Genomic DNA, 22661 nt, shown 5'->3' on the forward strand with positions numbered 1-22661 from the left:
TGACGCTGCAGACAGCCCCGCTCCGGTACACAGCGCTCAGGCAGCCGCTGTTATTGGTAACCCTTGGGGAAAGGATTGGGCTCGATCAGGTCCGACTCGTAGATCACCTTGAACTGGCCGTCAGCCTGGACTTCGCCGATGCGGGTCTTGCTCCACAGGTGATGGTTCTCGTGAACCTTGACGTAACCTTCCGGTGCGGTTTTCAGCTCGATGCCTGGCGAAGCTGCAACCACCTTGTCGACGTCGAAACTGCCGGCTTTCTCGACGGCGGCCTTCCACAACCAGGGTCCGAGATAGGCAGCCTGGGTCACGTCACCCATCACCGAGTCCTTGCCGTACTTGGCCTTGAACGCTTCCACGAAGGCTTTGTTGTTCGGGTTGTCGAGGCTCTGGAAGTACTTCATAGAGGCATAGAAGCCCTGCATGTTTTCACCGCCGATGCCCAGCAGTTCATCCTCGGTCACCGACAGGGTCAGCAGGTTCTGTTTGGCCGAGGTCACGCCTGCGGCCTTGAGCTGTTTGTAGAACGCCACGTTGGAGCCGCCCACGACAGCGGCGAACACCACGTCGGGCTTCTTCAACTTGACCTTGTTGATCAGCGAACCGAACTGGGTGTTGCCCAGCGGGTAATAGTCTTCGCCGACCACCGTGCCGTGCAGGACATTCTCGATGTGCTTGCGGGCGATCTTCATGGAGGTGCGCGGCCAGATGTAATCCGAGCCGATCAGGTAGAAGGTCTTGGCGCCCTTCTCCTTGGCGATCCAGTCGAGGCTGGCGAGGATCTGCTGGGTGGCTTCCTGGCCGGTGTAAATCACGTTTTTCGACTGTTCCAGCCCTTCGTAGAAGGTCGGGTAGTACAACAGGCCGTTTTCCTTCTCGAACACCGGCAACACGGCCTTGCGTGAGGCCGAGGTCCAGCAGCCGAACACGGCCGCCACCTTGTCGCCGACCAGGAGCTTCTTGGCTTTTTCGGCGAAGGTCGGCCAGTCCGACGCACCGTCTTCCTGAACGATCTTGATCTGCCGCCCGAGAATGCCGCCCGACGCGTTGATCTGGTCGATGGCCAGCCGCTCGGCCTGGATCGAGCCGGTCTCGGAGATCGCCATAGTGCCAGTGGCCGAGTGCAACTGGCCGACGGTCACTTCGGTGGCCGTCACGGCAAGTCCGGTGGTATTGGCTTCATCGGCCAGGGTCGCCTGGCTGAACACACTGGCGGCAATCAGCGAGAGCGCTGCCGCACCCAACGCCAGGCGTCGGGGAAAAAAGCGTATGGGGCCTGTCTGTCGTGAATCCATGTTCCCGCTCCTGTGCTGGTGAGTCGCGGCGAGACCGGTCAGAGCCGTCGCGAGTAGGAGCAAGAATGAGCGTGACGCCGAAAACGGGGTATACGCAGCATGACGTATCGGCATACGTCATTTGACGTAGGGCGCATCGGCAGGATCAAGGGCATGATTGCGCCTGTGCGGAACGTCATCTGCTGACGGAGCGCTGGGTTCTGCTTCTGCCCGAAGGGCGTAGGAGCTCTCGGAGGTTACGACGGCAGCGATGGGCTGCGCAGCGGCCACTGATTACCGCTGACACAGCGCATGTGCAGGTTCTGCTGCCGATGCCTGGCAGATCGCCGAAACGCCGCCTAATGGCAAACATCCTGTAACCCACTGAAGAAACGCTATTTTTCTGTGGGAGGCACCACCATGTCTTCGACGTACCGCTGTCGCGCAGCGAACACCGGACCGTGGGAGCGGACTTGTCCGCGAATGCAGTATTTCAGCCACTGCATCTGCGTCGGATGTACCGGCCTTTTCGCGGACAAACGGAACGCCGCCCGGTCCGCTCCCACGAAATCCAGTTTCTTCAGCGGGTTACAGGTTGTTTGAATAAGAGGCGGCTTGCCGGCGATGCAGTCGACGCGGTGTATCAGGAAAATCACGTCATCGTTCATCGCCGGCAAGCCGCCTCCCACGGTCCAGTGTCTGCTGCGAGACCGCGCTGCGTCGAAGACATGGTGCGGCCTCACACGAATTTTGCTGCCAGACAGGCACAGAAGTTGCTGCCTCCCACCCACGTCGGCAACGTACAGGGATTTGCGTGAGTCATTAACCCTCAGGAATCCACTCAGTGCGCCCCTCTGGCTCTCAACGCATCATCAAAGTGCGCCGCGATTACAACCGGCTGGTCGCCGACGAGACCATGGAAGACTACGCCCTGCGTTTTACGCCGAAATCGTTTCGCAAATGGTCGGAATTCCGTATCGCCAACACCGCTGTCGGCGCCGTGTCGTTTCTGGCACTGGAGGCCATCGGTGGCGCGCTGGTGATGAGCTACGGCTTCACCAACACCCTGTGGGCGATCATTGCCATGGCGGTGGTGATTTTCCTGACCGGTCTGCCCATCAGCTATTACGCCGCGCGCTATGGCGTGGACATGGACCTGCTGACCCGCGGCGCAGGGTTCGGCTACATCGGCTCTACCATCACGTCACTGATCTACGCCAGCTTCACATTTCTGTTCTTCGCCCTGGAAGCGGCGATCATGGCGCTGGCGCTGGAGTTGTATTTCCACATTCCGCTGGCGCTGGCGTACGTGATCTGCTCGATCATCGTCATCCCGCTGGTGGCCTACGGCATCACCCTGATCAGCCGCTTGCAGATGTGGTCGCAACCCTTGTGGCTGACCCTGCTGATCGTGCCTTATGTGTTCGTGATCTGGAAAAACCCGGACGCGCTCGCGGACCTCACCTCGTTCGCCGGTCGCGAAGGTGAAGGCGGCACCTTCAACCTGCTGCTGTTTGGCGCAGCCTTCAGCGTCGCCCTTTCGCTGGTGACGCAGATCGGGGAGCAGGTCGACTACCTGCGTTTCCTGCCGGAGAAAACCCGTCGCAACCGCAAGCGCTGGTGGGCCGCGCTGTTGATGGCCGGCCCCGGCTGGGTGATCCCGGGAGGCCTTAAGATCATGGCCGGTGCCTTTCTGGCCTTTCTCGCCCTGCAACATCAGGTGCCCATCGAACGCGCGGCAGAGCCGACGCAGATGTACCTGGTGGCCTTCAACTACGTGTTTCTGTCACCGGAATGGGCGCTGGCGGCCATGGTGCTGTTCGTGATCATTTCCCAGATCAAGATCAACATGACCAACGCTTACGCCGGGTCGCTGGCCTGGTCGAACTTCTTCGCACGCGTCACCCACAGCCACCCCGGCCGGGTGATCTGGCTGGTGTTCAACGTCGCCATCGCGCTCATCCTCATGGAACTGGGCGTGTTCGACGCCATTGAAGAAGTGCTGGGCCTGTACGCCAACGTCGCCATCGCCTGGATCGGTGCGCTGGTGGCCGATCTGGTGATCAACAAACCACTGGGCCTGTCACCCAGGCACATCGAGTTCAAGCGTGCGCACCTGTACGACATCAATCCGGTGGGCGTCGGTGCGATGTTTATCGCGTCGCTGCTGTCCATCTGCGCTCACTTCGGCGCGCTGGGTGAACTGGCGAGAGCCGCGCCGCCACTGATTTCACTGACCACCGCGATGATCGCCGCGCCGCTGATCGCCTGGCTGACCAAGGGCCGCTACTACCTGGCGCGTGACAGCGACCCGCTGCTGCTCTTCCCGACGGGTCGGCAAGCGAGCCTGCAGTGTGGCGTCTGCAACAACGCTTTCGAATCTCCGGACATGGCCTGGTGCCCGGCCTACGGCTCGCCGATCTGCTCGTTGTGCTGCTCGTTGGACGCCCGCTGCGGAGATCAGTGCAAGACCCGTTCGCGACTGTCCATGCAGTTCGAAGACCTGATCGGCCGCCTGCTGCCTCGCCTGCCCCGCCGCTACCTGCACACCCGCCTCATGCAATACCTGGGTTTGCTGAGCGTGCTGGTGCTGGGTCTCTCCGGTGCGCTGGCGTTGATCTACAGCCAGGTGTCACACGGCCTCACCGACCAATCGCCACAGGCGCATCACACGCTGATGCTGGCGTTCCTCAAAGCCTTTCTGACCTGCTGCGTCTTCGCCGGTGTATTGGCCTGGTGGGTGGTGCTGACCCGGGAGAGCCGTCGCGTGGCGCTGGAAGAGTCCGAACGCCAGACCGCGTTGCTGATGCAGGAAATCGAAGCCCACCACAAGACCGATCAGGCCTTGCAGGAAGCCAAGGAGGCGTCGGAAGCGGCCAACGCGGCGAAGAGCCGCTACGTCACCGGCCTGTCCCACGAGCTGCGCACGCCGCTGAACAGCATTCTCGGCTTCACCCAGATTCTGCAACGCGATGCCGCCACGCCAAGCAAGCATCAGGACTCACTGGCGACCATCATGCGCAGCAGTTCGCACCTGCTGTCGTTGATCGACGGCCTGCTCGACGTGGCCAAGATCGAGGCTGGCAAACTGCGTCTGGAGCCTTCGGAAATCCTCTTTCGGGAATTCCTTGATGACCTGCAGAAAATGTTCACCGGCCCGGCACGGGACAAAGGCCTGACCCTGCGCATGGAGCTGGTCGGACGCATGCCGGATGTGGTGCGCGGCGATGAAAAGCGCGTGCGCCAGATCCTGATCAACCTGCTGGGCAACGCAATCAACTTCACCGACAGCGGCGAGGTCTGCCTGCGGGTCAGCTATCGTCTGGAGACCGCGATTTTCGACATCATCGACACCGGCATCGGCATTGCCCCGGAACAGCTGGAACGGATCTTTCAGCCTTTCGAGCGCGGCGGACTGGTGCGTCAGGACAACGGCGTCGGCCTGGGCCTCACCATCACCCGCATGCTCACCGCCTTGATGGGCGGCGCGCTGTCGGTCACCAGCCAGCCGGATGAGGGCACACGCTTTCAGGTGCGGCTGTTCCTCTCTGAAGTCCGCGTGCCCAAGGCAGTCGTCGCCGTGGACCATGACCTCATTGGCTACGAAGGGCCACGGCGGCTGATTCTGGTGGTGGACGATCACATCGAACACCGAAAGGTCATCAGCGGCATGCTCGCGCCTCTCGGTTTTGACGTCGCGCAGGCGGCCAACGGGCAGGAGGCGATCAGACAGGTTTCGCTGCTGCACCCTGACCTGATCCTGATGGACCTCTCCATGCCCGACATGGACGGCTGGGCCGCCAGCCGTCTGATCCGTCGCAACGCCCTGTCCCAGGCGCCGATCATTGTGCTGTCGGCCAACGCCAGCGGGTTCGCCGACGACAAGGAGCGCAACCTGCAGGTGTGCAACGACTACCTGCCCAAACCTGTGCACCTGCAACGACTGCTGGACCGCTTGCAACATCATCTGCAACTGACCTGGCTGCGTCGCGCGCACAACGCTCCGACACCTGCGCCCTCTCCCCGCGTACTGCCATCGCGGATGGACCTCGAAGAACTTTATGAATTGTGTGGCCTGGGCTACGTCCGGGGCATTCAGCAAAAACTCGATGCAATCGAGCGTGATGGCGCAGGCAGTAGCGGCTTCGTCGCCGAGTTGCGCACCCTGGCTTCAGGCTTTCGCCTGGATGAACTCAGCCACCAATTGAAAGAGGCGCTCCATGGACGCAATGACCCGAGCCGCTGAAAACGGCATCATCCTCATCGTCGACGACGTGCCCGACAACCTGGCACTGCTCTCCGATGCGCTGGACGAAGCGGGCTACATGGTGCTGGTCGCGCTGGACGGCCACAGCGCGCTGACCCGCATCCAGCGCCGCCGACCCGATCTGATCCTGCTCGACGCCATGATGCCCGGCATGAACGGGTTCGAGACCTGCCGCCAGATCAAGGCCCAACCTGACACGGCCAACATCCCGGTGCTGTTCATGACCGCCCTCACCGACAGCGAACATGTGGTGCAAGGCTTCGAAGCAGGCGCCATCGACTACGTGACCAAACCCATACAGTGCACTGAAGTCCTGGCACGCGTCGCCTCTCACCTGCGCACCGCACGCATCCTGCAATCGGCCCGCAACGCCTCGCAACCCGCCAGCTTCGACGACAAACCCGCCTACGGAAAACTTTCAAGCCGCTTCCAACTGACCGACCGCGAAATCGAAGTCCTGCGCTGGGTATCGTGCGGCAAGACCAACAAGGACATCGCCGACATCCTGCAACTGAGTCCACGGACGGTGAACAAGCATCTGGAGCATATTTACATCAAGCTGGGGGTCGAGACGCGGACGGCCGCGACGTCGGTGGCGTTGGGGGTGATGGCGGGCGGGGTTTAGGGTGAACCATCCTATTCCAGAGCGATTGCGGCTAAAGCGCCAACGCTCAGGACGCTTTTGAATAACGAAGTTGGTTCAGCGTTGCAGACACAATCCAACAAATAGCGCACCGTGTTGCACACAACTCCAACGCACATCGCCCAACCTTCCTGTCTGGACTTCACATGACACCCAACGCAGAACACTACAACCCCTCCACCGAATACGCCGACAAGCTGATTTCACGCATCGGCCAGACACCGTCGTGGATCGCCAAACGTATCGGGGTCACTGACAAGCGCATCAAGTACATCCTGGAAGGCGAAAGAACCGTCAAGGGTGAAACCACTCCGATTCAGATGACGTACACAGAGCAGTTTGCCCTGGAGTGCCTCGCTGCAGAGGCCAGGGCGCTGAAGAAATAGGTTTGCATGCGCGGTTGCTCTCTTCTTGCCGCCCGCCTTTCAGGGACTGGACTTGATCCAGCCCCGGACGCTATTCCATCCATCAGTCTGTTGCGTGTGTGGATGTGTAGATCACCCTGCCCGGTACGCTCGAACCGGTATCCAATTACCATGCTGCCCCCTGATACACCGCGCTTGAAATCACTGCAAAGGCCATGAAAAGCGACGTTGTGCCTCACGGAATCGCGATATTCTCGAAGGACTGTAAACCCTCCTGTGTGTTCGGGCGTATACCCAGCACTTCACCTGAAACGCGCTGCAAGACTGAATGGTCGGCCTCGATGGACGTTCCCGTACGACGATCCAGGGCTGACGTTTCCAGTGGCGGACTGAAGAGTAAAGCCTGGCGATAGCGACGAACCTCAGTGCCGACGGGATAGTGAACAGGGCCGAAGTCAGCCTCGCGATTCAATACGCCGTCCCATCCGAGCACATCACCATAAGGCCTGTTCAGCCGCATGCTCAGCCAGCGCAGTTCCATCCCCAGCATGGAGGTAGAGGTATCCTCGGCTCTTGCCTCCCAGCCATCGTTCTCCGTGGAAAACACCTTCACGGGTCCCGTCCAGACAATGCCGCCCAGCGTGCTGCCTGGCGCCAGCGTGCAACCGTACAAGCGCCACTCGGAAAAGTTGAAAGGGGCTCCGAACGGGAAGCGGAATTCAACTTCGCCCGGCGCACACTTCCAGCCTTGCAGGTCGTTGGCCGCTATTGTCTCGACCGTCGCCGAACCTTGGTCTTGCCACAGTTCCAGGCGACGTACACCTAGCCCCATGACGTTGCCTGGCGTACGGTCGAAGTCCGCCTGTTTGAGGCTCCGCAAACCATAGGGCACAGGATTGCCACTCAAGTCGTTGAACGGCTCCAGATACTCCAGCCGGACCCGCGTACCCGCTGGCAGCACGAGGTCGCCCAACACCGCCTCATGTTCAAGCCGCGGATTATGTGCACGCCAGTCACGCCACTCAGTAACCTCGCTCCAGACGTAGGGCACGCTGGCAAGCGTCAGGAACAAAATCATCAAACCAAAACGCCAACGCCGCGCCAGCATGTAGCGCCTGCAACGCGGAATGAAAAAGGCCAGCAGGCAGGCAATCAATAACCCGAGCAAGACTTGAGAGAAGATGAAAATCAGGAAACCGACCATCATGGCCAGAGGGTTGATTGGGATCATGGATACTCTGGTAAACCTCGAGACAGGTGGGCAGACTCAGTCATGCAACGGTATTTCACATGTGGGGCGACGCGAAATCGAAGGTTTGACGGAGGGCCAGCTTGTTGAATGAATGCTCGATTCAACCCTCAAGAGTGGGGGTCGAGCCAGAGGTTCTCCGAAAGCTTGCCCCATCCGATCGCAACGAACTGTATCGAAGAACTTAACGACCAAGCTCCATGATATGGGTGGCACCCTCCTCATTCGCTCTCCTGAAACCACATTGCAAATAAAAGGCATCCCCGTCAGTTGTGTCGGTGGAAAGCCGCACGATACGAAAGTGTCCAGCGGCATGCTTAACAAGCCTTTCAACCAACACTCGTCCGACGTTTTGCCTCCTTGCTACGGGTGAAACATAGAGCCTTCGGAGCCTGCCCACGCCGTTCTGCATGTAAGGATCAACTGAAACGCCTCCAATGCCGATAAGGCAACCGTCCAGCGAGGCGGCCATGAGGCATTCGCCTGGCGCGTCAAAACGATTGGCGCCACTGCCCCACTCGACAATCAAGCGTGTCAGAAATCTGAAGCCCTCCTCGGCTGCCTGCATCTCCAACATGTGGATTTGCGACGGGAGTTGCGTGATCTGTTGAATCTCGAGCGGCTTCATTGATGGGGCCTCCGCCCTGGATCTCGTTGACAGGTTTCGGAGACCTCATTGTAATACCCACCGTTAAGGATGAAGCAAGGGACCTGCCATGACCTCCACACCCCCTTCCAACCAAAGCACTCTGCTCAGGGCGCTGATTTTCATACCGCTGGGTCTTTGCCTGCTTTTCATCGCCCTATGGCTGGGCCAGGACCGGCTTGGCTTTCTGGCCCAAGCGCAACGCGCCGAAGGTCATGTCAGCGCTCTGAACTCGGGCGGCAGCCACCCGCAAATCGAGTTCACCGACGCCACTGGAAGGGTGATCAGCTATCCCGAAAGCGGGCTTATATTCGGCTATGAGGCGGGAGATTCAGTGACCGTACGCTACCGCCCCGAAAATCCGTCCGGTACTGCAATCATTGAAGATCGCGGCGCGTTATGGGGCGCGACCCTGTTAACAGGGTTGTTCGCTATTGTATTCACCGCAGGCGGCGGCTATCACTCGGCTGCATGGATCCGCCGACGCAGCACGGCACGACCCTCATAGGCATTCAGATGAAATTACATGACCTATAAGTGTCGGCGGCGGGCGATACAGCAGTGTCGGCTACCGCGCCTGACAAACCAACTTATGGCACTGTGTACCCCGTTTCGGGCACGCATCAAACGCTGCATCACACCACTGAATGATCGAACATCGCAGACAGGCAACTATCCATGACGCAGAAAACCGACCAAGTATTTTATGACCGGGCTGATGCTCATATCAGTCTGGCAAACCAGCAGATCGACAAGCCCGAAGACCTCGGCAAGGTAAGCGCTTCGATGACCTTCGGCGCTACGCGATTCAATGCATGGGTGACTTCACGCAGCTTTAAATCCGGAACTGAAATGGCCGAAGCGCGGGAGGAAATCGTCAAGTACTTCTGTGAGCAGTATCGAATGATGCTTGAGGACAATCTTGACGAGCATATCCAGAATTTTGACCGCTACAAGGTCGACAGTAAGGACTGATGGACAGGGGCCGTAGCGAAGCGGCACTGCATGCCTTGCCGCAATCGGTCAGTGGCTGATATGCCTCAAGTGAGTGATGGCCAGAAAGATAACGGGGCCGTCAGATGACGTTGGCGCTCGATAGCAACCCAGTGCGTTCAAATGGTGAACCGCGACGGCAGCCAGCTCCCAGGCCATGGACTCATCTTCCAACTGGATGGCCTGTTCTGCACCAAAACACTCAGCGCCAGAGATGGCTTGCAGTTGCTTCAGCGGCAGGGCTTTTTCACGAAGTGCGGTGAGCACCGTTGGATTACTCCAGGCCCACAGCCAACTGCCGTGCCTGGGTGAAAAAGAGCCGATGTTGATGATCTGCCCTTCAACGGCCAGCCGGTCGTTTTCATCGAAAAACTGGACCGTAGCAGCCTCCTGATCCAGCCACCAGCGAGCCATGTTACCCAGCCCATAATCATGACTGAGCTGCTCCTGCTTGGCCATCAGGTCTGCCATGGCTGTCTCCAGCAGATGTTCAAACGTCTGCTCCAGCATCAGTTCTTCCTTGCCTATTCAGTGGACTTTTTCAGTGTAAGGCCTTGCTGTGGCTTTCGAAAAGCCAGGACTCTTTGCGTAGAGCACGCTCGGGGGCATCTCCGCCCTCTTGAGCTAGCCCTGATGGAATCCATGACGATCAGTAACCAATAAATTGTATTTGACAGGTTACATGCCTAGTCGTAACCTAAAAACTCAACTTTAATGGTTACACAGGAAGCCGTCATGACCTCTCCCAAATCGATCGCAGCAGCCGGACTCGCCGCGTCCCTGCTTGCTGGCGGTGCCCATTCCGCCGAATCGAGCCACTCGGTTCATTACCGCTACGAACAGGTTGGTAATGTGAAGGTGTTCTACCGTGAAGCAGGCAACCCCAGCGCGCCCACGGTTCTGTTGCTCCACGGCTTCGCGGGTTCATCGTTCATGTTCCGCGACCTGATTCCAGAACTGGCCGATCATTACCACGTGATTGCGCCGGATCTGCCAGCGTTTGGCTTCACCGAAGCGCCAGCGAAAAACGAGTACAGCTACACTTTCAGCCAACTGGCGAAGACCATCGGCCAGTTCACTGAACAGCTGAAGCTCGATAAATACGCATTGATGGTGCATGACTATGGCGCCCCGGTCGGCTGGCGTCTGGCTGTTGCTCACCCTGAGCGAGTGACCGCCATCATTTCCCAAAACGGCAACGCCTATGAGGAAGGACTGGGCGATAGTTGGGCGCCGATCCAGAAGTACTGGCACGAACCAACGCAAAAGAACCGGGAAGCCTTGCATGACTTCCCGACACCAGCATCGATCAAGTGGCAATACCTCGAAGGGGTCGCTGACAAGAGTTTAGTATCGCCGGACGGCTACACGCTGGAAGGACTCCAGATATCGAAGCCGGGTAATGCCGATATTCAGCTCGACCTGGTACTGGATTACGCCTCGAACGTTGCGATGTACCCGACCTTTCAGGATTACTTCCGCAAGTATCAGCCGCCTTTGCTGGCGGTCTGGGGAAAGAACGATCCGTTCTTCCTTCCCGCCGGAGCGGAGGCCTGGAAGCGTGATATTCCCAAGGCAGACATTCGCTTCTATGACACCGGACACTTCGCCCTTGAAACCCACGGCAAGGAAATCATTCCTGTGATTCGGGAGTTTCTGGACAAGAACGTTCGGTAATAGGGAAGCTATGGCAGGCAGCGCAATGCTGCCTGCACATCAGTGGCCAGCCACCACTTGACCGGACTGCCTGACACCTTGGGTGAAGCCATGCACTCGCGCTCGCGAGGTTATGACCAGACCACCCAGCAGCAACACCAACAGGACCCAGGGAAATGATCCTGCGCCCCATTGGTCGAGCAACACGCCACCCACTATTCCCCCGCCTGCAATAGCGCTGTTCCAGACGACCACATTCATCGACAGCGCAACGTCAGCGCCCTCCGCTGCCGAGTCGGCCAGAGCTGTTTGCAGCAGCGTCGCCGCGCCGCCAAACGTCAGGCCCCAGATGAAAACCCCTACGTAAATAGCCAAGGCAGAGCCCGGAAACAAACCGAAGAAAATCGACACTGCAGCGAAGGTCGCGAGACTGGCCAATACGGTCGTTCGCAGGTGACGATCAACCAGACGCCCCGTCACCCAGATGCCCAGCAGCGCAGCAATACCAAATACTAACAGCACCACATCGACGTCTTTTGCCAATCCGGCCTCGGAAACAAAAGGAGCGACGTAGGTGTAAAGAATGTTGTGCGCCAGCATCCAGGTGAAAACGACGCCCAGCACAGAGCGCACGCCCGGTGTGAAAAAGACCTGACGCAATGCCATTCGCTCAGAGGAAGACTGACCCGGATAGTCCGGCACCTTGATCAGCACCCAAGCGATCAAGACCAGCGTCATGCCTGACATCAACCCGAACGCCATGCGCCAGCCCATGAAGCCACCCAGCCAGGTTCCCAACGGCACCCCGAGCGACAACGCGATGGGTGTTCCCACCATCGCTATCGCCATGGCCCGGCCCTGCAATTGAGGCACCACCATGCGTCGTGCATAGCCCGCAATAAGGCTCCAGGCCAGGCCCGCAGAGGCGCCCGCGAAAAACCTTGCGACCAGCGTCAGCCAGTAGTTCGAGGACAGCGCCGTGACGGAATTGAATATCAGAAAGCCGAGAATCGGCAGCAGCAACACCGTTCTGCGACGCCAGCTTTGCGTGGCGATGGTCAGCGGTATCGCCGCCAGCAACGATCCGAGTGCGTAAACCGTCACCATCTGCCCCGCAAACGACGGCGAGACGCCCAACCCACTGCCGATCTCAGGCAGTAATCCGGCAGGCAAAGTCTCGGTCACGATGCAGATGAAACCTGTCATCGCCAAGGCCAGTAATGCTCCCAACGGAAGTTTTCCGCCCTGCTGCTCATCTGTCGCCATGTCATCCTCCGAGTAATATACTGATCGGTATAAATATAGGGAGAAGCATCCAGGTGGTCAACGACTTATGTATCAATTAGTATCTAAGTCCCTTTGGTGGAGATCCGACATGGCACAAATGGGCCGCCCGCGTACGTTCGACCGAGACGCGGCAATCACTCAGGCAATGCATTTATTCTGGGAACACGGCTACGACGCTACCTCCCTAAGCCAGCTCAAGGCGAGCATCGGTGGCGGCATCACCGCGCCCAGCTTTTACGCCGCGTTCGGCTCGAAACAGGCCTTGTTCACCGAGGTGATGGAGCGATACCTCACCACCCACGGTCGGGTTACCGACAGCCTGTTTGATCAGACTTTGCCACCCAGAGAAGCAATCGAATTCACCCTTCGCCGCTCCGCAAAAATGCAATGCGAGCCCGATCATCCAAAGGGGTGTCTGGTGTCGCTCGGCTTGATGAGCGCTTGCTCGGAAGAGAGCAAGACCATCTCCGCCCCCCTCGCACGGGCGAGAGACATGAACCGTGCAGCCTTGGTTGCCTGTGTCGAACGCGCTATCCAAGCGGGGGAATTGCCGAGAACAGTGATGCCGGAGACACTTGCTGCCGTGTTCGACAGTTTCATGCTGGGCTTGTCGACACTGGCGCGCGACGGTGTTTCGCATGACACGCTGGATGCTGCAGTCACTCAAATAATGGGGCTGTGGGATAGCCTGAGCGCCAATGCCCATGACCAATGATCAACAAGCGCTGGCCGTAAGTGTGCTAAATCCCGTTCCAGGGTTGTCTTCCGGTGTGTAGAAGTTGAAGGTGATGAATGTGCGGGAAGAGGCTGAGCGACGAATCGATTGGGACCTAAATGAAAAAAGCAGCATTGGCACTTTCATCGATCATGCTGGCAGCCTGCATGCCGTACAGCTCAGTGACCTCGCCAGATCCAGACATGCGTCTGGATGGAGATGAGCCTGAAGGTTATCCAAGGACGTTCGTTGTGCACTACAAAGGCAGTTGCTACCGGGCCACCGAGTCATGGTCCAGGGAAACAGAAGCAATCAGAGGTCATACTCTATGGATCAAGCGGCAGACTCGAGAGGATGTTACCTGTCCACAAGCCCCGCAGTAAAGGCTGACCTCACGCCCAAGAGCAGGCCGCGCTTATGAAGCGCACTGATGCCCTCGAACTCAACCTTTTGGTCTGTCCTCAACTTCATGTTCTGGTGTGTGATGTAATCGCGCCGAGACGGATGAAGCAACGCGCCGGAGTAAGGTCAATCTATGCCAAAGAAATCTCAAACTAAAGCAGCGACCGCTGCTGATATCGAGCACTCCATCCAGGCGCTGAACACGATGGCTGAACGCCTGTGGGGCGATGGCCGGGAGGCTGAGGCAAAAGCCCTGCTCGACGCCCTGGATGCTTTGAACCGAGCGCTCGATAGAATCAGGATCGGGGAAAGCCGCAGGGTGCTTCATTGATCCGCCAGCCTGCGTATATCCTGTACCAACGAGCGGCTGGCACTCAATCACAGCGTCAGAACCATTCCATGATTCGAGCGACACGAGCCTGATAATGCCCCGAACATCGATGCTCAAGGCAACGTAAATGATGAATCGTCATGCGACACGCAGCGTGTTGTTTTTCTTGCCCCTCTTCTTGCTGTGCGAACCCGTACAGGCATCAACGTGGCAAATTTGCAGGATGGAACTGCGCATCACCGACGTATTGAAAAAGCCCTATCCCGCATTACAGGCACAGGTTTTAAAAGCGCGCCCGACATCGCCCACCGTAGAGTGTCCGAAGGAAGGAACCAGCCTCACGTTTACGCCAGAAACGAAGGACTACCAGAACGATCTGCCGCGTCGAACGTGGCCCAAAAAAGGGCAGTCTGTGCGCGTCGACTACCGGTATCTGGATGGTGTGTGCAAAGGCGACGGTCAAAGCCATTCATGCCGCATCAAGCACTACCCAATGGTTGGGCCTTGAATATCAGGGGGAAGTATTGATCGTCTTTGATGCAAAGCCGTGGTGTACGGCCGGCCAAGTCATTTGTCCAACCCCGCAAGTGCCAGCGTCGCACTCGAAGACTAACGACGTGCGGTAGCTCATTGCGTTTCGATCAGCACATCCAGGAAAGCACGCACAGCCGGATTAGTGCGGCGACTCGCTGGCCATAAGGCCGTGATGTTGTGCCGGTCTATCGCAAAGTCGGACAGAATCGGGATTAACTCTTTGCGTTTCACCCAAGGAGCAGCCATAAAGCTGGCTGCCATTCCAATGCCTGCGCCGGCTGCAATTGCCACTATAACTGCTTCACTGGCATCAACGATCAATGACGATGAGGGCAATATCTCAATCTCCTTATCCCCGATTCGAATCGGCCAGCGAAACACTTGCCCCGTGCTTTGATAACGCAAACTTACCGTTTCGTGCGCCACCAGTTCATCCGGATGCCCAGGGGTTCCGCACCTCGCTAAATAATCTGGCGAGGCGTAGCAGGAGAGCTTGTATGGCGAGAGTCGGCGGGAAAGGAGGGATGAATCCGCAAGGTCACCGATACGGATCGCAAGATCAACCCCCTCCTCAACCAGGCCCACGAAGTGATCGCTCAGCCGCAAGTCAACTATCACCTTAGGGTGACGTTCGCGAAACTGTGTAATAGCCGGGACGATCATGTGCAAACCGATAGGGAGTGATGTCGCGATACATAGTGTTCCTGATGGTTCGGAACGTGCCGACTTTGCGACCTGTTCGATCTCCTCTGCATGACGCAGCAGCTGTAGCGCACGCTCATGCAGGTCTCGGCCTTCCGCTGTTAGCGTCAAGGAACGTGTCGTACGCGTGAAGAGAGATACGCCGAAATGACGCTCCAACCGCTGCACGCTTTTGCTTATCGCGGACGGAGAGACCGCTAACGAGCGAGCTGCGGCGGTGTAGCTACCTAGAGAACCAGCGCGGGCGAACGCGATTAAGCCTGTCAGGCTTTCGAGACCAATTTGTGCCTTCATGGCAACATTAAAGCGAATCAGAGCCCTATTATCAACCTCGCCGGATCATCATAACCTCTGTCATCCAAGTGATTCTCTGAACGAGATTATGATGATCGACATGATGAAAGCGGTGCAATTACACGAATTCGGCGGCCCCGAAGTCTTGCGCTATGAAGATGTTATTCGGCCCTCAGCGGGGCCCGGTGAAGTCTTGGTTCGCATAAACGCAGCAAGTCTCAACCCGCCAGATCTCTACCTGCGAGATGGCTTTCGGTCGCTGCCGCCTGAATGGCGGCCGGATCCAACCTTCCCGCTGATCCTCGGCACTGATATATCGGGCGTTGTTGCAGCGATTGGCAACGAGGTGTCCGGGCTAAGCGTGGGTGATGAAGTCTACGCAATGGTGCGTTTCCCGGCAGACCTGATGAAGGGCAGTGGCGCCTATGCTGAATACGTCCGCGTCGCCGTATCCGAACTGGCCTTGAAACCCGATGGTATAGATCATGTACAGGCAGCCGGTGCGCCAATGTCTCTGCTCACTGCCTGGCAGTTTTTGATTAACCCTGGTCATGACTCGCCGAACCCATTCCAATCGTTCCGACATACACCTGTCTCACTGGAAGGCAAAACGGTTTTGGTTAATGGCGCTGGAGGTGGGGTTGGGCACTTGGCAGTGCAAATTGCCAAATGGAAAGGCGCGCGCGTAATAGCAGTCGCCTCAGGGAAGCATGAAAGACTTGTTCGCGACCTGGGAGCCGATGAGTTCATCGACTACACCAACGTCGCGGCCGAAACAGTCGCAAGTGATGTTGATGTCGTCATTGACGCTGTCGGCGGCCGGAATATGGAACGCTTTCTGAGCGTTATCAAACAGGGAGGCTCGCTCTTCCTGGTCAACCCTCTAGGCTTCTCGGGACATGATCAAGCAGCTAATTCAGGGGTCACTGTTTCCTCGACACAGGTGCACTCCAATGGTGCCCAATTAGCAGAGGCCGGGCGCTTGCTCGACGACGGTAGCATTCGTGTCGTGATTGACAGCACATTCCCATTGGCCGAAGCCTCGGCTGCCCACCTGCGAGCGTCACTGGGCAGCATTCAGGGTAAGGTCGTGCTTGTCATCTGAGTAACCGATGCCCCGACCAAATACTCTCTGCAGGGTTGGGGCCGTCGCTGAAGGAACCACATGCTAATAATTACGGGTAACCTCTACGTCGCTCCAACTGATCTGTCCCAATTTCTGGCTGATTTTCATGTTCTTTCCCTCGCCACGCGGCAGCGTGAGGGAAATATCTCTTATGACGCGGGGATAGATGATCAGCGGGCCGGACGTTTGATCTTATTGGAACGTTGGACTGACCAACGCGCACTCAGCGCACACCTTGGTTCCGTCGATACTGCTCAGTTCATCAGAAAATGGCAGGGGCGGATGCACGGTGATATTAGAAAGTACGAGGTATTCAACGAGAGAGAGCTTATGCAAGCGTAAGAGAATCAGTACGTGGCAGGCGTGTTCTTGCATACGCTCGCAACACGATTGCAGTGCGGGTATTAACGTTAGTGTCCGGAGAAGTCATGCTCTCGAACCAAGCATTAAAGACGGTGGTGTTCACTTGAACACTCATGGATAACATCGCTTCTGTCGCTAAGATAGCGAGGTGCAACGACCTGAACGCCAGTTTGTTTGAGAACGAATAGGTGACGTGGCCGAACGGTTACGCAACCGTGTGCTATCCGATTGGGACTGAGTGTTTGCCTACTGAAATACAACACCTCTCATGACAAATCGGCTTCCATAATCCGAAGAAAAGGCCAGCGGGTTTGGTAACTCTTCGCCTTCTGATCGAACAGGTCGGGATGGGCATTGCCGGGATTGATCCTGAGAAGCCCCTGCCCCACATCGTCCAGACCAAAAGGTGCGTAAACGTCGCCCGTTTCGACATCCAGCCCGATACAGGTGCCTGCAATGAGGTAGCGATCAATACCGTCCCGGGTCGACTGGAGTTGAGGACAATCCCTGCCAAACCGCTGGTGATACCAAAGATGGACGCGTGCCTGATTCTTGATGTCGACATTGACGCCCAGATCATGAAAAAGACGTCTGGCAGAGGTGATGACCTCGTCTTCAGCCTCCCAGGACAGTTCGGTATCGAAGTAGAAAACGTCGTAGTCCTTTACCCCCCAGTCTGGCGGCAACTGCGCCTGATGATTCCAGACAGCCTGGAACAGACAGCCCGCAGTGAGCATGCACTGACTCAAGCCAAGTGAAGGCAAACGGGACATGATTTCCGAATTTACAGAATTGGTCATTGCTATTCTGACCAGTTCTTCGGCACTCAATATCGTATCCATCCGTGGTTCCTCGATACCGTCTGGGGCACTTGCCAGGCAAATGACGCTTGGGCTACCGAGCTTTGAGCAACGCCACTTCCATCGATACTACCCCATGATTGTTTCTGGGTGACGCATGCGGCCGCGGCTCCGTATGTCCCCTATCCGAACCTGAGTAGTCGAAAAAGTCGCGGACTTCCGCAAGGCGCGTCGCACATTCGACAGCCAGGAGGGCAAAAAACCCTCATGGCAAATTCCCACTCCTGTTCCAGAAAATCTCTCAGACTCAATCAGACCGGGCGTCCATACAACCAACCCCGCGATCACACCACGAACCGGTTCACCAACTGGTTCAGATTAACCGCCAACTTCGACATTTCACCGCATGCACTGGCCGTCTGGCTGGCACCTGCGGCGCTCTGGGTGGCGAGTTCGCGGATGCTGACCAGATTGCGGTCAACCTCGCGGGCAACATGGGACTGCTCTTCGGAGGCTGTTGCGATCATGAGGTTGCGCTCGTTAATCTGAACAATGGCCTTGGCAATCTGGTCCAGCGAAGTACTGGCTTCCTGAGCCACGCCCAGCGACTCGGTCGCCAAGTCCTTGCTTGTGTTCATTGCTTTCACCGCCAGATCGGAATCGGTCTGAATCGCCGCGATCATCTGCTCGATTTCCTGTGTCGAGACCTGCGTCCGATGGGCCAGCGCTCTCACTTCATCCGCTACCACCGCAAACCCGCGGCCCTGCTCGCCTGCACGGGCGGCTTCGATGGCGGCGTTCAACGCCAACAGGTTGGTCTGCTCGGCAATCGCTCGAATCACCTCGACCACTTTGGAGATGCTCTGGGCGCGATTCGACAGACCTTGAATCTGTTCGCTGGTGTTTTCAACGTTACCGTTCAGTTTTTGAATCGACTTCAACGTCTGGGCCACTCGGGCCGAACCTTCTTCGGTATAACCCTGGGTGCGCTTCGACTCTTCGGAAGCGGATTCGGCGTTACGAGCGACCTCGTCAACCGCCGCGCTCATTTCGGTGACTGCCGTTGCCGCCTGATTCACCTCGTCATTCTGGGCAACAAGACCACGACTGGATTCTTCGGTAACCGCTGTCATCTCTTCCGAGGCGGACGCCAACTGGTTGGACGAATCGGAGATCTGCATGATCGTGGTGCGAAGGTTTGTCTGCATCTGCGACAGCGCTTTCAACAGTCGCCCTGCCTCATCAGTCCCGCTGACCAGCACTTCCTTGGAGAGGTCACTGGCTGCGATGCGCTCTGCGACGGACAAGGCATCGTTGATGGGTGAAGTAATACTTCTCGTCAGCAGGAGTGCAAAACCAATCGTCAGGATAACGACAGCTGTGATGAGTCCTACAACAAGCCAGAACCCATTCTCATAAAGATCAGTGGCGGTTTGCCCGGCCTGAGCGGCGCCTTCGTTGTTGTAGTTGGTGAGGTCTTTGATCTGATCTTCCATCGCGTTCGTGAGCGGGCGAATGCCGGTACTGACCAACTTGACCGCTGCCGGGATATCACCCTGTTTCATCAAAGGTTCGAGAAGCTCCAATTGCTTGGAGTAGGCATCGGCACTGGTTTTTACCGGTGTATAAACCGACCGCTCCTTTTCGTCTGCAATGAGTGGCTCATAATTTGTCACCGCATCATTGAACGCCTTGCGGTAGCCAGGGAAGCTCTCGATGGTCTTTTGAATGGATTGAGGATCAGCAAGACCACGCTGGGTTTCAAGCCTCAGGCGAAGGACCGTAGCATTCATCAAGGCCGTCTGTCGGATACTGGCCATCCAGTTGAGTTCGACGTCTTTTTCAGCGTCCCTCAGCTTGCCCATTTGCACCACGGCGAATGCGCCCAGCACGAACACCAGAGCGATGATCAGTGCGAAAAACAGGGCAGCTCGGGGAGCTACGTTGAGATTTCTTAAGCGCATGCTAGATTCCTGTCTTCCGTCGAATGAATGACACATCATCATGCTATCGACTCAACGCTGGAAACTTTAGGCAGGCTTGACGGAAGGCCATGACCTAGAGCCACTGCATGCGTCTTCAACTATTACGATTAGCCGCCGTTCAAGTTGTCTGCTTTGTATTTGCGCCGCTCACCACAAACACCCCCAACGCCACACCACACACCACCACCTGAATCCCGCCCAGTGTGGTCACGGCCGGATAGGTCAGTGCCGATCCCAGCCACGTGGTAACCGCCGCGCAGCCCATGGTCAGAAAGCCCAGCAGCGCTGAGGCGAGCCCTGCCTGTGCGCCGTAAGGTCCCATGGTGATGGCAGTGCCCAGCGGATTGGCAAGGCCCATGCCCCACAGAAAGATAACCATCGACAAGGTGTAGGTGCCCAGGCTCGGGTTCACCGGCCCCAGCAACAGCAACAGTCCGCCGAACAGTGCAATGGCGAAGCCTGTCGCGGTGACGTTCCGAATGCCGAATCGGTGGGCCAGCCTGGGAGCTGCGATGCCTGCGGTGAAGACCACGAAGACGGTGGCAGCGAAGTAGAACCCTGCCTCCAGAGACGTCAGCCCTATCCCGATCATCAAAATCGCTGGTGCAGCGCCGAAAGAGGCAAACAGCCCGCTCATCAACAGGCTCACCGACAGACCAGGCAAGATGAATCGACGGTCCCGCATCAGCTGGCCGTAGGCGACGAACACTTCAGGCACCGAGCGCGAAACGCGGCTGGAGGCTGGCAGCGTTTCGCCCAGCGTACGGCTGTAAATCAGCGCGACCGACAGCGCGGCAATTGCGACGATGACAAAGATCGCGCGCCATCCCAGCGCGGTCGTCAGCACGCTACCCAGCAATGGCGAGAAGCCAGGCGCTGCGGCGGTCGCAACCATGATCAGCGACATCGCTCGCGCCAGTGCTTCGCCTTGAAACAGGTCCCGCGCAATAGCTCGGGCCAGTACTGCGGCTGCGCATATCCCCAGTGCCTGGATCACGCGTCCGACGATCAGTATCTCGAACGACTGGGCGAAGCCGCACACTGCCGTGCCGATCACGAAGACCGACAGACCGCCCAGCACCAGCTTCTTTCGTCCGTAGCGATCCGCCAACGGGCCGACGACCAGTTGGGCCAGAGCGAAGGTGATGAAGAAGCTGGAAAACGTCAGCCCCAGTTCGCGTGACGACACGCCCAGTTGGGCTGCCATCTCGGGAAAGGCAGGCAGGATGATATTGGTGGACAGGATGCTGAGGGCCGAGAGGCCCGCCAGCAGTGCAATCACCTTGCCTGTGGGTGCCACGTTCACATCGTTATCCGTCACGTTGTTCATTGATGGCTCTCTTGGTTAAAACTGACTTGCTACGCTGAATAATGCGATCTGTGTGGGAGGCGCCACGACCTCTTCGACGTAGCGCTGTCGCGCAGCAAACTAGGTGGGAGCGGACTTGTCCGCGAAAAGGCCTGTACATCCGATGAATATTCATCGGCTGAATTACAGCATTCGCGGACAAGTCCGCTCCCACAAATCGTTTTTCTTCAATGAGTTACAGGTTTTTTGATAAGAGGCGGCTTGCTGGCGATGCAGTCGACTCGGTGTATCAGGAAAGCCGCGTTACCGCTCATCGCGAGCAAGCCCCTCCTCGCACAGTCCGATGTTTGTTGCCAGACCGAGCCGTGTCAGACACAAAGGCATTTCTCACCGTCAGGTTTCGCTGTGGATCAACACGACGTTCCATACAGCAGCTACGACCACCGCCGAAACAACGCGCTGGCATTCACGCCACCAAAACCAAACCCGTTCGACAGCGCATGGGTGATCAACATCTTGCGGGCAGTCAGCGCCACCAGATCCAGGCCATCGGCCGCTTCATCCGGGTGGATGAGGTTCAGTGTCGGCGGCACGATCTGGTCGCGCAGCGCCAGAACAGTGAATACCGCCTCGATCCCGCCTGCGGCACCGAGCAGATGCCCGGTGGCGGACTTGGTCGAGGTGATCGCGACCTTGGCGCCTGCACCGAACACCGCCTGAATCGCAGCAAGCTCACCTTTGTCGCCGACCTGTGTCGAGGTGGCGTGGGCGTTGATATGCTGCACCTCTGAAGGATCCACGCTGCCCTGACGCAGCGCCTGCTCCATGGCCCGGCGCGCGCCATTGCCGTCTTCGGGGCCTGCGGTCAGGTGGTGGGCGTCGGCGCTGGTGCCGTATCCCACCAGTTCTGCAATCGGCGTCGCGCCTCGTGCCAACGCGTGCTCCAGCGACTCGATGACCAGCAGCCCTGCGCCTTCAGCCATGACGAACCCGTCGCGGTCCCGGTCGAACGGGCGCGAGACCTCCTGAGGCCGGTCGGCAACCCCGGTGGACAGTGCCCGCGCAGCGGCAAAACAACCCAGCGTGACGCGATCGATTGCCGCTTCGGTCCCGCCGCAAATCGCAATATCCGCCTCGCCGCTTCTGATCAGCCGCGCTGCGTCGCCAATCGCCTGCACACCGGCTGCGCAGGCCGTCACCGGCGCGCCCAGCGGCCCCTTGAAACCGTAGCGGATCGAGACATGCCCCGCTGCCATGTTGGCCAGAAACGACGGCGCAGTGAACGGCGACAAGCGACGTGGTCCACGCGTGTCTGTCGTGCGTACGGCATCGGCAATCACCCCGAACCCGCCGACGCCGGAGGCGATGATGGTGGCCGTGCGTTGCTGCTCTGCCTCGGTTTCGGGATGCCAACCTGCCTGCCCCAACGCCTCGTGCGCAGCCACCAGCGCGAATTCGATGAAGCGGTCCATTTTCTTGCGTTCTTTCGGCGCGATCACGCGATCCGGGTCGTAGCCTGCCACCGGATCCTGCTCGAGCGTCGGCACCTGGCCTGCGACCGAAACACCTGTGCCGTCACTGATCATTTCGGCAAGCGGCCGAATGCCCGATTGCCCTTCCAGCAACCTGCGCCAGACCTCTTCGACACCGCAGCCCAACGGCCCGACCACTCCGCAGCCGGTGACGACAATGCGCTTTTGTCCTTGGTGATTGTTCATGC

22 protein-coding genes are annotated in these 22661 nt (G+C 58.1%); 11 read left to right on the plus strand and 11 right to left on the minus strand.

Annotated elements, in window-relative coordinates; all coding sequences use genetic code 11:
* Positions 1–50: 50 nt before the first annotated feature.
* Complete coding sequence (urtA, locus tag QRN20_RS02100) at positions 51–1295, minus strand: urea ABC transporter substrate-binding protein (protein ID WP_029244024.1); 1245 nt, start codon at positions 1293–1295, stop codon at positions 51–53.
* A 374-nt stretch (positions 1296–1669) separates the two neighbouring features.
* Positions 1670–1942 (minus strand): hypothetical protein, encoded by a 273-nt coding sequence (locus tag QRN20_RS02105; RefSeq protein WP_285359970.1) that lies wholly within the window; start codon positions 1940–1942, stop codon positions 1670–1672.
* Between the two features lie 176 nt (positions 1943–2118).
* Here QRN20_RS02105 and QRN20_RS02110 point away from each other — a divergent pair, with 176 nt between their 5' ends.
* The 3 genes from QRN20_RS02110 (at position 2119) to QRN20_RS02120 (ending at position 6570) form a co-directional block, all read left to right on the plus strand.
* Positions 2119–5520, plus strand: a complete 3402-nt coding sequence (locus QRN20_RS02110) for an ATP-binding protein (protein ID WP_043304770.1) — start codon at positions 2119–2121, stop codon at positions 5518–5520.
* Positions 5495–6166 (plus strand): response regulator, encoded by a 672-nt coding sequence (locus tag QRN20_RS02115; protein WP_004886706.1) that lies wholly within the window; start codon positions 5495–5497, stop codon positions 6164–6166. Before QRN20_RS02110 ends, QRN20_RS02115 begins: the two co-directional genes overlap by 26 nt.
* A 164-nt stretch (positions 6167–6330) precedes the next feature.
* Positions 6331–6570, plus strand: a complete 240-nt coding sequence (locus QRN20_RS02120; protein ID WP_025993374.1) for a hypothetical protein — start codon at positions 6331–6333, stop codon at positions 6568–6570.
* Positions 6571–6784: 214 nt separating this feature from the next.
* Here the strand turns inward: QRN20_RS02120 and QRN20_RS02125 are convergent, their stop codons facing one another.
* Positions 6785–7756: a hypothetical protein gene (locus QRN20_RS02125; protein WP_240994285.1), complete on the minus strand. Its 972-nt coding sequence runs from the start codon at positions 7754–7756 to the stop codon at positions 6785–6787.
* Between the two features lie 226 nt (positions 7757–7982).
* Positions 7983–8426 carry a GNAT family N-acetyltransferase gene (locus QRN20_RS02130; protein WP_058431794.1) on the minus strand — a complete coding sequence of 148 codons (444 nt, stop codon included), beginning with the start codon at positions 8424–8426 and terminating at the stop codon, positions 7983–7985.
* An 88-nt stretch (positions 8427–8514) separates the two neighbouring features.
* Here QRN20_RS02130 and QRN20_RS02135 point away from each other — a divergent pair, with 88 nt between their 5' ends.
* Together QRN20_RS02135 and QRN20_RS02140 are read left to right on the plus strand one after the other, a co-directional pair.
* On the plus strand, positions 8515–8952 hold the full coding sequence (locus tag QRN20_RS02135; protein ID WP_058431795.1) for a DUF3592 domain-containing protein: 438 nt from the start codon (positions 8515–8517) through the stop codon (positions 8950–8952).
* A gap of 170 nt (positions 8953–9122) precedes the next feature.
* The gene (locus QRN20_RS02140; RefSeq protein WP_088235640.1) at positions 9123–9419 is read left to right on the plus strand and encodes a DUF3144 domain-containing protein; all 297 of its coding nucleotides are present in this window, start codon (positions 9123–9125) and stop codon (positions 9417–9419) included.
* A gap of 48 nt (positions 9420–9467) precedes the next feature.
* On the opposite strand, the gene QRN20_RS02145 is transcribed toward QRN20_RS02140, so the two are convergent.
* The gene (locus tag QRN20_RS02145) at positions 9468–9947 is read right to left on the minus strand and encodes a DUF6882 domain-containing protein (RefSeq protein WP_058431796.1); all 480 of its coding nucleotides are present in this window, start codon (positions 9945–9947) and stop codon (positions 9468–9470) included.
* Positions 9948–10172: 225 nt separating this feature from the next.
* On the opposite strand from QRN20_RS02145, the gene QRN20_RS02150 reads away from it, so the two are divergent.
* Positions 10173–11114 (plus strand): alpha/beta fold hydrolase, encoded by a 942-nt coding sequence (locus QRN20_RS02150; RefSeq protein ID WP_029241607.1) that lies wholly within the window; start codon positions 10173–10175, stop codon positions 11112–11114.
* 39 nt (positions 11115–11153) lie between these two features.
* Here QRN20_RS02150 and QRN20_RS02155 read toward each other — a convergent pair whose 3' ends face one another.
* Complete coding sequence (locus tag QRN20_RS02155; protein ID WP_058431797.1) at positions 11154–12359, minus strand: MFS transporter; 1206 nt, start codon at positions 12357–12359, stop codon at positions 11154–11156.
* Positions 12360–12468: 109 nt separating this feature from the next.
* Here QRN20_RS02155 and QRN20_RS02160 point away from each other — a divergent pair, with 109 nt between their 5' ends.
* From QRN20_RS02160 to QRN20_RS02170, 3 genes are all read left to right on the plus strand, one after another.
* Positions 12469–13095 (plus strand): TetR/AcrR family transcriptional regulator, encoded by a 627-nt coding sequence (locus tag QRN20_RS02160; protein ID WP_029241609.1) that lies wholly within the window; start codon positions 12469–12471, stop codon positions 13093–13095.
* Positions 13096–13630: 535 nt separating this feature from the next.
* Entirely contained in the window at positions 13631–13828 is a 198-nt protein-coding gene (locus QRN20_RS02165) for a hypothetical protein (protein ID WP_029241610.1), read from the plus strand.
* A 130-nt stretch (positions 13829–13958) separates the two neighbouring features.
* Entirely contained in the window at positions 13959–14336 is a 378-nt protein-coding gene (locus QRN20_RS02170) for a hypothetical protein (RefSeq protein ID WP_074454595.1), read from the plus strand.
* A gap of 119 nt (positions 14337–14455) precedes the next feature.
* Here the strand turns inward: QRN20_RS02170 and QRN20_RS02175 are convergent, their stop codons facing one another.
* Entirely contained in the window at positions 14456–15358 is a 903-nt protein-coding gene (locus QRN20_RS02175; protein WP_029241612.1) for a LysR family transcriptional regulator, read from the minus strand.
* Between the two features lie 91 nt (positions 15359–15449).
* On the opposite strand from QRN20_RS02175, the gene QRN20_RS02180 reads away from it, so the two are divergent.
* Together QRN20_RS02180 and QRN20_RS02185 are read left to right on the plus strand one after the other, a co-directional pair.
* A complete protein-coding gene (locus tag QRN20_RS02180; RefSeq protein ID WP_122509516.1) occupies positions 15450–16463 on the plus strand; it encodes an NADP-dependent oxidoreductase in 1014 nt (337 codons plus the stop codon).
* A gap of 60 nt (positions 16464–16523) precedes the next feature.
* Positions 16524–16826, plus strand: coding sequence for a putative quinol monooxygenase (locus QRN20_RS02185; protein WP_029241614.1), 303 nt, complete (start codon positions 16524–16526; stop codon positions 16824–16826).
* Positions 16827–17113: 287 nt separating this feature from the next.
* On the opposite strand, the gene QRN20_RS02190 is transcribed toward QRN20_RS02185, so the two are convergent.
* From QRN20_RS02190 to fabF, 4 genes are all read right to left on the minus strand, one after another.
* Positions 17114–17689 carry a nucleotidyltransferase family protein gene (locus QRN20_RS02190; RefSeq protein WP_240348738.1) on the minus strand — a complete coding sequence of 192 codons (576 nt, stop codon included), beginning with the start codon at positions 17687–17689 and terminating at the stop codon, positions 17114–17116.
* A gap of 302 nt (positions 17690–17991) precedes the next feature.
* Positions 17992–19653 carry a methyl-accepting chemotaxis protein gene (locus tag QRN20_RS02200; protein ID WP_422762715.1) on the minus strand — a complete coding sequence of 554 codons (1662 nt, stop codon included), beginning with the start codon at positions 19651–19653 and terminating at the stop codon, positions 17992–17994.
* 97 nt (positions 19654–19750) lie between these two features.
* A complete protein-coding gene (locus tag QRN20_RS02205) occupies positions 19751–20962 on the minus strand; it encodes a multidrug effflux MFS transporter (RefSeq protein ID WP_088235644.1) in 1212 nt (403 codons plus the stop codon).
* A gap of 413 nt (positions 20963–21375) precedes the next feature.
* Positions 21376–22659 (minus strand): beta-ketoacyl-ACP synthase II, encoded by a 1284-nt coding sequence (gene fabF, locus QRN20_RS02210; protein WP_217385934.1) that lies wholly within the window; start codon positions 22657–22659, stop codon positions 21376–21378.
* Between the last annotated feature and the right edge of the window lie 2 nt (positions 22660–22661).

This window comes from Pseudomonas sp. fls2-241-TYG-175 (assembly GCF_030209155.1).
Lineage (GTDB): Bacteria > Pseudomonadota > Gammaproteobacteria > Pseudomonadales > Pseudomonadaceae > Aquipseudomonas > Aquipseudomonas viridiflava.